The following is a 14,088-nucleotide window of genomic DNA, read 5'->3' as shown; positions in this document are numbered from 1 at the left end:
GTCTTCATGGTGAATCGCAAAAGGTTTCATCGACACGCGGCCTGTGTCGATGAAGTACTAGCTTTCGGCGAGCACCTCTTCATCGGTCAAAGCCGCGACGTCAAGATAGTGGCGGGCAATCACCGATAGCCGTTCCGGCGTACCGCGTGCAGCCTCCCGGTCTTGTAGGCGCTGCGCCAGGGCACCCACCGTTCTGGCCGCGAATAGGTCCGCGACCACGACGTGATCGATGTCCAGCCAGTCGCGGATCCGCGCGATCACGGCGGTGGCAAGCACCGAATCACCGCCCAGAGCAAAGAAATCGTCGTGCACGCCAATCGAGGCCTGATCGAGCACCTCGGCCACGATCTCGGCAAGCGCGGCCTCCACGTCGTTGCGTGGAGCCCGGTCTTCGGTTATGCAGGCTTCGGGTTCCAGCAATGCGGTCACCGCTCGGCGGTCCAGCTTGCCGTTCGCGGTCAGCGGGAATCTTTCGAAAAATACCGTGCGGGTGGGCACCATGTAGCTCGGCAACAGATCCGCCAGTACGGCGGTGATATCGCCGACCGTATTGGGATCCGCCGCGACGGCGGCAACCAACTTGGGTGCGCTCGCACCGACTACGGCCGCAACGGCGTGACGCACTCCGGAAACGGCACGTAGCGCGTTCTCCACCTCGCCGAGCTCGACGCGGTATCCACGAATCTGCACCTGATGGTCGGCACGCCCCAGGAACTCGATGGTGCCATCGGGCCAATACCTGGCCATGTCACCGGTCTTGTACCAGCGGATCCCCTGGTGCTCTACGAAACGCTCCGCGGTGCGCTGCGGATCATTGCGGTATCGCGCAGCGACATTCGCGCCGCCGACCCACAACTCGCCGGCTACCCAGTCCAGGCAATCGCGGCCCGACGGCGACACAATGCGACAACGTACGTTGCGCAGCGGACGCCCGAACGGCACGGTCGCCCAGTGCGCTGGTGGTTCGCCCACCACCTCACAGATGGTGTTGTGGATCGCGGTCTCTGTCGCACCGCCCAGACCGGAGAACCGGCATCCCGGAACCTGCCTGGCTAGCCTGCGGGCCAAGTCAGCGCCCACCCAGTCGCCACCGAGCGTGACGGCCCGCAAGGAGTTGCCCAGCCGATCACCACCGAGATCCAAGATCATGTCGAGCATGCTCGGCACACAGTTGAGGATTGACACGCGGTGGTGCACCAGCAATTCCACCCAGGTGGTCGGCGCCGATTTTTGCTCTGCGTCAACCGCGACCAGTGAGCCGCCGACCGCGAACATGCCGAAGATGTCATACACCGACGCATCGAACTCGAGCGCGGACAGCGCCAACACGCGATCGGCGCTGCCAACGCCGAACCACTCGTTGACGGCGTCAATCGTGTTCATCGCCGCGCTGTGCGGTACGTCGACTCCCTTGGGCAGGCCCGTGGAGCCGGAAGTGAAAATCACGTAGGCGATCTCGCCGATATCGGGAAAGACCGGCTCCGGCCATGGCTTCGGATGATCGCGTGCCGTATCGATGGATACGCACGGGATTGCGTCGCCCATCCTCGCGCCCTCGACGGTCAGCGCCGCGACAACGTCGGCGGTCTGAAGAATCTTGGCGCGCCGCGCCTCCGGCTGGTCGAAGCCGATCGGAACATATGTACCCCCGGCGGCAAGAACTCCGAGCACAGCCGGGATCTGAGCACGCCCCTTCGGCAATTGCACGGCGACCGCGTCGCCCGGTCGCACCCCGCACTCGTGCAGCGTTGCGGCGACGGCAAGCGACTGCCTGCGCAATTCTCGGTAGCTCCAGACACCCCCGTCATCGCCCACATCCCACACCACCGCCGGCGCGTCCGGATTGGCCGCGGCATGCTCGAAAAATCCTTGATGCAAGCATTTTTCGCCGGCTGGTCCATCGGTTGCATTGGTCGCTGCACGGGTCGCGGCCTGCGCGGCGGGCAACTGCACCGGGGCGGAGGCGTCCCAGCCAGCGTCGCCGTCGGCCAACCGCTTGACCGCATCGGTAAACCGGTTGAACATCGTGTCGATCAGTCCCGGCGGGAATGCTGACTCGCGGGCATCCCAGTTGACCAGCAACCCGCCACGTAACTCGGTGACCTGAGCATCCAGCAGGACTTGGGGCCCCTGCGAAATGATCCAGACCGGGTCTCCGAAGGTCTCGATCACTTCATCGGCAAACAACTCACCGAGATCGAGAGCGCTGGTAAACACCACCGGCGCCAGCACCGGTTCGCCGCGGTACCTCCCTAGATCGCGCAGCACTTCCAGACCGGAATAGGCAGCGTGTGAACCGCTTTCGTACATCCTGCGTTGAATGTCTCGAGCTCGTTGGACAACCGAAACGTCTTCGGTGACGTCGACCTCGAGCATGATCGACGAGGTGAAGTCGCCAACCACTCGATCGATGTCCGGGTGCACCGATTCGCGTTGAAACAAAGGCACATTCAGCAGAAACTTACCTTGCTCCGACCAACCGCCGATGGTGTCGGCGAAGACCGCGGCCAACGCCATGGCCGGCGTGACCCCGCGCGCATGCGCCCCGGCCATCAGCTGCTGCTTGGCTTCCGGCGCCAGCCAGTGCTCGTAGCGCTCGGTCCGATGCGGCGCCCCGGGTTCTCGCACGGCCACGGTCGGCAGTTGCGGCGCGCCGGCCATCTCCGGCAACCGCCGCTGCCACCATTGCCTGTCCCGCTCGCGCGCCGCCCTGTCCGGTTCGTATTCGGTGCGATAACGCCGGTAACTGAAGCCGGGAGACTGCAGCGTCGCGCCCCGGTACAGCTGCGCCAGGTCCGACACCAACACCCGATAGCTCATCGCGTCACCGGCCAGCATGTCGACGTCCAGATGAAGGCGACTGCGGTCGCCATCCCACAGCGTGAGCGTGAAGTCGATGACCTGACCGTCTTCAATTGCCAGGCGCTGGTGCCCGTTACGCTCACGCATCTGCAGCAGTGCGGACTCAACCTCGTCCGCACTCTGCCCCCGAAGGTCGACCAGGGCGAACACCGGCCTACCCGGGCTGGGCATCGTCTGCTGCGTCCCGTCGGCGAGAAATCGGGTACGCAGCATCGGATGCACCGCAACCAGGTCGGACACGGCACGTTCCAGCCGCTCGGGATCGATTCCGGTTCCGTCGAATTCAACGTAGAGATGGGCGGCAACGCCGCCGAGCTCTTGTTCGTCAGCGCGACCGATCCAGTAGGCGTGCTGCATCGTTGCCAACGGGAACGGGGCTTGTGGTGCCTCCGGTTCCAACAACAACTCGGGGCGGTCGGCCGGTGCAGTTACCGCACATCCGAGCTGGTCGGCGTTGAGCAGTTCGTGCCAGGACTGCACCGTCGCGGTGGCGGCGAGTTGCGCAAAGGTGATGTCGGCTCCGCGCTTGCGCCAGCGTCCGGCCATCGACATCATGCGGATCGAGTTCAGGCCTAGCTGAATGAGATCGTCGTCGTCGGCAACATCTGCCGCGGGACAATCCAGTTGGGCCGCGATCGCGGCCCTGATCTCGTCCCGGCTAATCCACTCCGTGCTGAGCGGCTCCATCCCAGTCCTTTCCGACCAGTCTATTGACTCGGCGCCTAGTCCAACCCGGCCGCGAGCGCGGCAATGCCGCGCTGCCACAGGCCGGGCAGGTGGTCGATGTCGGAGCGTTCGAACACCGCGTCACTCCAGCGCCAGTTGCCGATCAGTTGGGTGCCCTCGGCTGTCACGCCGACAAACACACTGAGGTTCAACGCAAAACGCAGGGGCAGATCCGGCTCCGGATCAATCGGAAGCGCGTCGAGGTAGGGCCCGGTCAGCAGCGACCACGGTTGATCGGCGACGCCGCCGAGGTCCAGGCGCCCCAGATAGCTGAACTGGATCTGCGGATCGACCGCGTCCACCAGTTCGGCAACGCCGTCCACGTACCGAAGCAAGCCGTAGTCCAAACCGTCGTTCGGGATCGCTTCGAGGTGGCTGACGACGGAATGGACCAGGTCCTGGGCGGCCACCGGATCCCGCTCGGCCTGCTCGATATCCACCGCCGCCGCGCCCGCGCCGAGGCGCACCGGGAATGCGTTGGTGAACCAGCCGACGGTGTTGGTGGTGTCGGTATCGAGTACGGCATCAGCGCGCCCGTGGCCCTCCAACGCGACCAGGACCCCCGCCGCCGGATCCTGAGCACGGACCCGACGCCAGCTTGCCACCGCCATCGCTGTTGCGGCCAGCAATAGTTCGCGCACGCCTTGGTCGCGTCTGACCGCGCCCAGCACCCTCTCCGTGACATCGACCGGAATGGCTGCCCGCGTGAGTTGCAGCGTGGACCAGGTATCGCGAGTCGGGTCCGGGTAGCGCAGGCCCAACGCCGGATCGGGTTCGCGCACCAGGGCCGCCCAGTAGTCGCGCTGGTCCTGTACTTGCGGCGCCGAAGCCCGGTGCCACATCAGCTCGCACCACCGGCGGTAGGAGGTGAACTCCGGCAATATCTTCGGTGGCGTGCCCGCCTGCAGCGAGCGCCACGCCGCGGCGAGGTCGCCCAGCATGATGTGCCAGGACACCACATCCACGGCCAGGTGATGAGCGGTGAGCAGCAACATATTCGCCGGGTCAGCCCGATGTTCGGTGCCGCGGAACCAGATGGCGCGCACCATCGCACCGGCGGATGGGTCGATCTGGTCGGTCACGACCCGCGCGGCGTGCGCGACGGCCGAGGCCAGTTCGTCATCGGAGCCTTCGGGCAACCTGATACGGGTCAGCACGTCTTCGGCACGCACCGCCGCGGGCTCGCGAGTGACCAGCCGCGGCCCCTCTGGGGTTTCGGTCAAAATTGACCGCAAGGTGTCGTGTCCATCGAGCAGCAGCTGCAGCATCAGTTCGATGGACGAGCGGTCGATGCCCGAGGGTAGCCGCAGCAACACGGTGTGGGTGAATCGGCGGTAGTTGCCGTATTCATAGAGCCAGGACACCATCGGCAGCGGCAGCACCGCACCGTAGTCGGCGTCGGCCGGGGCGTCCTGCGAGTCCACCGCGGCATCGATTGCGGCACCGAGTTGGCGAATCGTCGTAGCGGTCAACACCATCCGCGGGTCCACTCGAAGTCCCTGCCGTCTCGCCTGGTGGGCCAACGAGATTGCCACGATGCTGTCCATACCGAACAGGAACAGATCATCATCGATGTGCGGAACAGCGTTGAGCTGCTCTTCGAACAGTTCGCACAACACGCGTTCGGTGTCAGTCGACGCCGATACCGCTGTGCCCCCGGAGACACTCGTCAATGCGTCTTCGGCCAGCCGATCCAATGCGTGACCATCCAGCTTGCCGTTGGCATTCACCGGCAGCCGCGGAAGCGTCACGATACGCGCTGGAACCATGTAGGACGGCAGGCGCTCGGTGAGACCGGCGCGCAGCTTGATCAGGTCCTCGTGCATATTGTCCTGCCACACAACGAAACCGACCAGGCTGGTGCGGTCCTGCTGACGCAGGACCGAAACCGCCGCGTCATGCACGCCGGGCTGGCCGCGCAGTGCCGCCTCGATCTCGCCGACCTCGACTCGATAGCCGCGGATCTTGACCTGGGTGTCGGCGCGGCCCACGTAGGCGTAGCCACCATGGGACAACCGGCGCACCAAGTCCCCGGTCCGATACATGCGCTGACCCGGACGCAGCAGGTCGGCCACGAAGCGAGCAGCCGTCATCCCAGGTCTGCCAACATAGCCCCGGGCCAGCTGCGCCCCCGACAGGTAGAGCTCCCCCACCACGCCGTCGGGCACCATCCGCAGCGCCGAATCGAAGACGTAACCGAAAGTCCCCGCGTTGGCAGTACCGATCGTCGGTTTCCGATAGTCCTTGACCGCGGCGACCACCGCCTCAACCGTCATCTCGGTCGGCCCGTAGCAGTTGTAGACCGCCATCTGCGATAGCCCACGAAGCTGATCCCACAGCCCGGTGTTGATCGCCTCGCCGCCCAGGGCAAGAACCGAGAGGTTGTGATCCAACAACCCGGCGGCACTTAGCTGGACGAACATTGACGGGGTGGTGTCGATCATGTCGATCTGACCGATCGCGATGCCTTCCACCAGGCGATCCGCGTCGCGCATCTCATCGGCGTCGAACAGATGGATCTCATGCCCGTCGAGCAGGCCGACCATGGGCTGCCACGAGGCGTCAAAACTCAGCGACCAGGCGTGAGCGATGCGCAACGGCCGGCCCAGGCGGGCGCGGGCTGCCCGGTATACGCGCTCGGCGTGGTCAGCGAAATAGCTCAACACCGCGGCGTTGGTACCGACGACACCCTTGGGTTCACCGGTTGATCCGGAGGTGAAGATGACATAGGCGGACTGTTCCGGTCGACGGTCGACGGTGGGCGCGGCAGCGCTGCGCCGCGAAATACTGTCCACCGCGGCGGGATCATCGAGCGCCAAGGTCGGCACGGCGTTGCCGACCAGCTGCGAATAGTCGGCTTCGGTGATGGCTAACGCTGGGCTAGCCTGACGCACAATAGATTCGACGCGCGCACTGGGAAGGGTGACGTCTACGGGTAGATAGGCCCCACCGGCGGCCAGCACCCCCAGAATCGCGACGATGGATCGCTCCGAGCGCGGCAACACCAGCGCCACAACCGTTTCCGGGCCGACTCCGTGCTCGGCTAGCTCCCCCGCCAGCCGGCAGGCCCGCGCGTGCAGTTCGGCATAGGTATGGCGCACACCACCCGCGGCAGTCAGGGCGACGGCATCCGGTGTGGTTTGCACCTGACGCTCGAACATTTCCCACACCGTCGTATCGAAGGTGGGCGCCGACCTCGCGGCAAGGAGGCCATGTGCCTTCAGCTCAGCCGCGGTCCGAATGTCCAGGTCGTCGGGAGTGCCGTCGCCGATATCGGGAAGTTGACGCAGCACGGTCAGCATTCGCTCGCCAATTTCGGCGGCCGGAAGATACGGCAGCGCCTCGGCTATGGCCTCGATCAGCACCAGCAACTCGTCCTCGCGCAGGTGCGAGACCACGGTCAGCGGGTAGTGCGTCAGGCTTTCCATCTCCACGGGAAGGAACTGGGCGCCGTCGGGTGTGGTGGCCGGGCGGATGGCGTCGTCGATCGGCGCATTCTCGAACACGAACAGGGAGTCGAAGAGGGGGCCGCGGCCATGTTCGCGTTGGATTTCCGACAAGCTCAGGTAACTGACGTCGCGCATCGCCGATGACTGGCGCTGCACCTGAGTGCATTGCGCCACCACAGCTTCCGTACCACTCACGTAGTGGACGACCGGTACGGCGTTGATGAACAGCCCGACCATGGTCTCCACCCCGGGCAGCTGGTCAGGACGGCCGGAGACAACGGTGCCGAACACGACATCACGACGGTCCGTCAGCCTGCTCAGCACGACTGCCCAGGCGAAAAGCACCGCGGTGTTCAGCGTGAGGCCATGGCGCCCCGCCCACTGTCGCAGGCGCGCAGTGTCGGCCGCCGGCAACAACAGTTCCGTTTTCCCCGGCTTGCTCTGCCCCGCCGTGGCCTCATAAGCCACCATGAGCGGTTCGGACACCCCGCGCAGATAGTCCATCCAGCCGGCGAGCGCGGCCGACCTGTCCTGTTTGGCGAGCCAGACGATGTAGTCGCGGTAGGGGCGCGCGGCCGGAAGCGCGTCGGCCGCTCCCCCCGCTCGGTACACCGCGAGCAGTTCGGTGAAGAACACCGCAAGTGACCAACCGTCCACCAGGATGTGGTGAGCGGTGAAGATCATCCGGCGCTTGGTCTCGCCAGGAACGCTGAGCACCACCACCCGCAGTGCCGGTCCACGGCTGAGATCAAACGGACGGCGTCGCTCCGAGCGTGCGATGGAGTCAAATTCCGCCGGTGTCGCCACCCGCTCGGACCACGGCAGCGCGGCATGGACGGGCACAATCTGCACCGGCTTGGGCACATCACGATCCCAGAAGGCGGCGCGCAGATTGGGATGGCGGTCCAGCATGGCTTGCGCGCTGCGACGGAGCAATTCGAGGTCAACCGGTCCGTCGATATCGACCACGAACTGCATGCTGTAGAGGTCGACGCCGTCCTCGGCCAGCTGGTGTAACGCGAACAGCCCCTCCTGCAGCGGGCTGAGGGCAAGGACGTCCTCGATCTGTGGGGCAGCCGCGGTCACGATGCGCTTCCCTGCTGCAGCCAGGATGCGCTCAGCTTGGCCAATGCATCGGGAGCCAAGCCGGATGCGCTCATCGGCGTATATTCCTGCGCCGGTGGCGGATCCGCCTCGACCACGGGCTCGCCGTTGGCCGCGTCGACGGCGGCGGCCAGCTCAGCGATGGTCATGTGCTCAAACACCATGGCCGGGGGAAACGGCAGCCCCAGCGCACCGGCTTGAGCCGACCATTTGATGGCGATGATGCTGTCGCCGCCCAACGCGAAGTAGTTCTCGTCGCGATCGATGCCGGTGATCTCGAGCAACTCCTCCAGCATGGCGGTCAGCCGCCGCTCGGTTTCCGCGGATCCAGCGGCGACCGGCTGCGACGCCGCGGGACCGGCCGGCAGCGGTGGGGCCAGCAGCTTTGCCAAGTCAGCGCTGGGCAGCAGCTGCACCGCCGACAGTGGGAGGTCCGGTGTTGTTGCGAACGCAGCGAGTGCGGCGTCCAATGCATCGGCGATCAGCGCAACCGTCACGGGTTCGTAGAGGTCGGCGTTGGCGATGACCTGCACGTCGAGTTCTCCACTCAGTGTCACGCTCATCCCAATGGCCAGAAAGAGCAGGGCGACTTCGAAGTTCACCGGAAGTGGCACAACCGTGGTTTCGCCCCTTCCGGTGAGATCGCGCGGGACCAGCGCCCAGTCCTCGCCCCGGAAGTTGAGCATGTTCTGGAACAACGGATTGCGCGACAGCGCGCGTGGTGGGTTGAGAACCTCCACCAACCGCTCGATGGGAAGCTCCTGGTGTGCCAACGCATCGAGCACCGTGTCGCGACTGCCGACGAGTATGGAGCGCAGCGTCGGATCACCGGATAGGTCGGTGCGCAGCACCACGACGTTGGCGAACAGACCGACCAGCTGCGCGGTGGCCGGTTCCACCCGGGCGGCCACCGGGCTGCCCAGCGCGATGTCGGTGCCGCCGCCGAGCTTGTGCAGGACGACGGCCAGAGCGGCCTGATAGAGCATGAACTCGGTCGCGCCGTTGCGCTCGGCGAGTTGGGTAAGTGCAGAACGACGGGCCGCCGGGACACTGAACTGCACTACCTCGCCGCGCTTGCCGAGCACACGTGGACGCGCGCGGTCAGTTGCCACCGAAATCTCGTCCGGCAGTCCGGCCAACGCATCGCGCCAGTAGTCGAGTTCGGTCTGTCCCCAGTTGGACTCGAACGTGTTTCGTTGCCACACCGCGTAGTCCGCAAACTGGATGGGCAGGATGTCCCACTGCGGCGCGTTGTGTTGCAGTCGGGCCCGGTAGGCAACGATCAGGTCGTCGAAAACAATCTCGAGCGACGCGTGATCGCTGACGATGTGGTGCACGATCAACAACAGCACGTGCGTATCCGGCCCCAGCACCAACAGGTTGGCTTGCAGCAACGGCCCGGACTCCGGGGTGAACACATGCCGGCGTAGCTGAGTCGATACGTCGTCGAACTCGTCCTGGTCGATCGCACGGACCGCTAGCTGCACCGTCCGGCTCGGGTGCACGATCTGATACGGAACGCCTTCGTGCTCATCGAAGTTGGTGCGCAACGCCTCATGGCGGGCCACCACATCGTTGAGTGCCGCGGCGAGTGCGACCGAGTCCAGTGGACCTTCGAAGCGAAGCGCGAGAGGCATGTTGAACTCTTCGCGGGCGCCCTCGATCCGGTGCTGAAACCAGGCGGCGAGCTGGGAGTGGGACAGTGGAAGCCACTGTGGCCTGGCCGATTTGACGAATCCGGGGCGGGCCCGTTTCGGATCCAACGGCATGTCGTCGGCGGCCAAGTTATCAAGGTCGAGTTCGAAATCGTTGCGGAACCGTTCCACCAGGCGGGCCGCCAGCCCGGCCGGAGTCGGAGCGTCGAAGATGGTGCGCACAGTCAGGTCCACGCCGAACTCGGCCCGAATCTGGGCAACGAGTCGAGCCGCCAGCAGCGAATGGCCGCCCAGCCCGAAGAAGGAGTCTTCGGCGCCGACCCGCTGCCGGCCGAACAGCTGGGCGAAGATCGAGCATATCCACCGCTCGGTGGCCGTCTCTGGCTCGCGGTAGCGTCGGGTCGCGATCGGAGTTGGCGCGGGCAATGCCCGCCTGTCGAGTTTGCCGCTCACCGTCATCGGGATCTCTGGGATCACCGCGAACGCGCCGGGCACCATGTACTCCGGCACTGCCGCTGCGGTGTGCGCCCGGATCTCCTCGAGGTCGACCTGGGCCGCCGCCGGCACCAGGTACGCGGCAAGCATGGGTCCGGCCTCGGTTTCTTCCGCGACGACGAGGCAGTGCCGTACCGCTGGATGCGTGGTGATCACGGATTCGACCTCGCCAAGTTCGATGCGGAAGCCGCGGATCTTGACTTGCTCGTCGGCGCGGCCGACGAATTCCAGCTCACCGCAATGGTTGCGGCGAACCAGATCGCCCGTTCGGTACAGCCGCATGCCGGGATTGAACGGGTCGGCGATGAAGCGTTGCGCGGTCAGAGTTGGCCGTCCCAGATATCCACGCGCCAACTGACTGCCGCCCAGATACAGCTCACCGATCACCTGGTCCGGTACCGGATGGAGTTGCTCGTCAAGCACGTATGCGTAGACGTTGCGGTTTGGCACACCAATCGGCACCACTCGGGCACCATGCGAGCCCGTGACCACCATGTGTGTGGAACAGACCACCGCCTCGGTCGGCCCGTAGTGATTGCGCAACTCCGCGTCGAAGTAGCCGGCGAATCTGTCCGCCACCTCACCGGGAAGCGCTTCTCCGCCGACCGGAACGTGGCGCAACTGCCGCCACTGCTGGACCTGGGGCAGCAGTAGCAGGGTGCTCAGCATGGAAGGCACCAGGTGTAACACCGTGACGCCGCGGCGGCTGATCAGATCCGCGACATAGCTGATGTCGCCGAAGGCATCCGGCTTGGGCACGATCAGCTGTGCCCCAAGGAATAACGTGACGAAGATATCCGCCAGCGAAGCATCGAAGCTGACCGACGAGAACTGCAGCCACCGGTCTTCGGCCGTCATGGTCCACTCGGCGACGAAACCCTGCACATGTTCGGCGATCGCGTGATGCGACACCGCCACCCCTTTGGGCCGGCCGGTGGAGCCGGATGTGTAGATCACATAGGCCAAATGCCCAGGGCGCAAGGGCCTTAGCCGGTCGCCATCAGAGAGTGGCAGATCCGAGTTATCGGCCGCGGCCCGCTCGGCAACGTCGAGTTCGGGCCGCCCGATGACCGTCTGCGGACGAGCGTCGGTGATGAGGTAGTCGATGCGCTCGTCGGGGTAGGCGGGATCGATCGGCAAGTAGGCCGCACCGGCCTTGAGCACCGCCAGCATTGCGACGATGAACTCGATCGAGTTGGCCATCCGCAGCCCGATGATGTCCTCAGGCCCGAAGCCTTGGCCGATAAACCGGCGCGCCAAACGATTCGCGCGCCGGTGTAGTTCGCTGTAGGTCAGTTCGGCCTCGTCGGAAACCAATGCCAGCGCTGTGGCCGTCCCGGCTGCCGACGCGGTCGCTTCCAGCAGCTTGACCATCGTGGTGGCAGGCATTTCAACAAGCTCGCCATGCGACTGGGCCAGCACGCTATCGCGTTCGCCAGCGCCGAGGATGTCCAGGCTGGACAGCGGCCGCTCGGGCTCGGCCAGCGCTTTGTCCACCAGCTGTAGGTAATGGGCCAGCATCTGGTCGACCAGCACAGAGCTCAGCTGTTGCTGATACTCGAATTCGACCGAGACATCATCGGGGTCGAGCGCGATCGTCAACGAGAGCGGAAGATGCGCGGCTACCGCACCGAGGCCGAGTTGGCGCACCACGACGCCGTCCAACGCAAGGCCACCGGCGCTCTTGCGCATGTTGAAACCGAGTCGGACCAGCAGGTCCATCCCGTCGCGTCCCATTCGCTCCGGGTTTGCTTCGCGTACCACCCGGTCGATGCCCACCGATTGGTGGGCGAAGCCGGCCAGACAGGTTTCCCGTACCTCGTTGACGAATGAGGTGAAGGTGTCCTGCGACCGTGTCGTGATCCGCAGCAGCAACGTGTTGCCGAAATATCCGAGGGCACCCGCGGCGGCACCACTGCGTTCGGTGACCGGGACCGAGACCAGAAAATCCGATGCTCCGGTGTAGCGGCGCACCAGCACGCCGTATGCCGCGAGCAACACCATGAACGGTGACGCGGAGCACTTCCTGGCGAATTCCTCGACCCTGCTGAACAGGCCGGCGGGCAGCGGCCGAACTCGACGCTGCGCCCGCCTGCAGGGATTCGCACCGGACACACCGGGAAGCTCCGGCGGTTCCGGCAGCGGACGCAATGTCTCCGCCCAGTAGCCGACGTCGGCCACGCTAGGAGCCGCAGAGTTTTGCAGCACCTCAACGCTGAGGAACTGTGCTGCCGGGTCGTTGATCGGCAGATCGTTGTAGGCGGCGCTGAGCTCGCCGAAGAAGACCTCCCAGGAATCGTCGTCCCAACAGATGTGATGCACGACCAGAAGCAACACCAATTCGTCCGCGCGGGTACGTATCACGGTGATCCGCAGCGGCAACTCGTTGGTCAAGTCGAAGGGACGGCCGAACTCGTCGGCCGCCAGACTCTCGATCTGCTGCTCATGTCCGGCCTCGGGCAGCCGGGTCAGATCCTCACGTCGCCACCCGACCTCAACGTCGTCGGAAAATACCTGGTATGGCTCCCCTTCGGTGTCCACCCCGTAGGTGGTGCGCAAAATCGCATGGCGCGCAACCACATCGTTGACGGCGGTATGCAAGCGGTCCTCGTCCACCAGGCCAGTCAGCCGGTACGCGACGCAGATGTTCAACGTGACGTCATCGGGGTCCATCGTCTGCAGGAACCACATGCGGCGCTGGCCGTCCGACAGACGATAACGTTCTCCCGGGCAGATACATGGCTGGTCGCTCGACTGCTCCGCCGCCAATCCGCTCTCGGCGATCCGCCGGCGCAACAGTTCCCGGCGGCGATCCTGCAAAGTCCTGACATCATCTGCCATGGTTAGCCTCACTCCTCACCGTCGCTGCGCCGGACCAATCAGAACCTGCGGGCCCCGGCTTCCCAGGTCTGAAATCAAGCGACACGACGCGCATCAAACCAACCCCTCCAACTCGCCAACGCCCGCGCGCTGTCCGGGGGCAAGCCCCTGCATGCCGAACAGCCTTCGCCAAACCAGGCTTATGTTAGCCTTCGCTAAGTTGAATGGCTGTTGCGGCCCGTCGCGGCTATCACGGCAAGACAGAGACCGGATCGATCCTGCGCCCCAGGCGCTGATGGCGGGCCATCCGGGCCAGATGGTCGGGAGGTACCTAGTGAACGCGCTTGACCTGCAACAATGTCGCGCCGCGCTGGATCATGAGGCCTTCTCGGGCGAGTTCTCGCTGCGGCGGCTGGACCCCGAGGGCGACCTCGATTTGATGCATTCCTGGATGAACGATCCCGAAGTGGCGCGCTTCTGGCGCAAGCCGTGGCCACGGCCCCAGATCGCCTCGTATCTGTTCGACCAACACTGCAGCGCGCATTCCGTCCCTTATCTCGGCCTGCTAGACGGCGCCCCGATCAGCTATTGGGAGCTCTACCGTGCCGATCTGGATCCGCTCGCCCGCCACTACGCCGCGCGCGAGCACGATGCCGGCCTGCACAGTTTGCTAGGTCCCGCCGAATGCCGGGGACGGCGCCTCGCCGCGGATCTGCTGCGCATCGTCTCGACGTGGCAGCTGGATGCGGATCCGAGCGCAGACCGTGTCATCGCCGAGCCCGACGTCAACAACACCCGAATGATCCGGGCGCTCGAACGTGCCGGGTTCGAGCGCACCGCCGACCTTGATCTACCGGACAAGCGGGCCGCGCTGATGATCCGTGACCGGCAACGCCGATGAGCCCAACCGCGGCGGCACCGAAACCGGCGGTCGGCGAGCTGGAACCGGTGCGCACAACAACGAGAACTTGTCGCAA

4 protein-coding genes are annotated in these 14,088 nt (G+C 65.2%); 1 reads left to right on the top strand and 3 read right to left on the bottom strand.

The window, feature by feature from the left end:
• Window positions 1–57: 57 nt before the first annotated feature.
• From MMSP_RS11800 to MMSP_RS11790, 3 genes are read right to left on the bottom strand one after another with little or no spacing between them, the layout of a single operon-like run.
• Entirely contained in the window at window positions 58–3,549 is a 3,492-nt protein-coding gene (locus MMSP_RS11800; protein ID WP_020786782.1) for a non-ribosomal peptide synthetase, read from the bottom strand.
• 35 nt (window positions 3,550–3,584) lie between these two features.
• Complete coding sequence (locus tag MMSP_RS11795) at window positions 3,585–8,123, bottom strand: non-ribosomal peptide synthetase (protein WP_020786781.1); 4,539 nt, start codon at window positions 8,121–8,123, stop codon at window positions 3,585–3,587.
• Window positions 8,120–13,132: a non-ribosomal peptide synthetase gene (locus MMSP_RS11790; protein WP_020786780.1), complete on the bottom strand. Its 5,013-nt coding sequence runs from the start codon at window positions 13,130–13,132 to the stop codon at window positions 8,120–8,122. The genes MMSP_RS11795 and MMSP_RS11790 overlap by 4 nt, the downstream gene beginning before the upstream one ends.
• A 313-nt stretch (window positions 13,133–13,445) precedes the next feature.
• On the opposite strand from MMSP_RS11790, the gene MMSP_RS11785 reads away from it, so the two are divergent.
• On the top strand, window positions 13,446–14,012 hold the full coding sequence (locus tag MMSP_RS11785; protein ID WP_020725936.1) for a GNAT family N-acetyltransferase: 567 nt from the start codon (window positions 13,446–13,448) through the stop codon (window positions 14,010–14,012).
• Window positions 14,013–14,088 lie beyond the last annotated feature (76 nt).

It is taken from the genome of Mycobacterium sp. 012931 (assembly GCF_000419295.1).
Taxonomy (GTDB): domain Bacteria; phylum Actinomycetota; class Actinomycetes; order Mycobacteriales; family Mycobacteriaceae; genus Mycobacterium; species Mycobacterium marinum.
The sequence above is the reverse complement of the archived record's forward strand: the minus strand, read 5'-3'. Positions and strand labels throughout refer to the sequence as shown.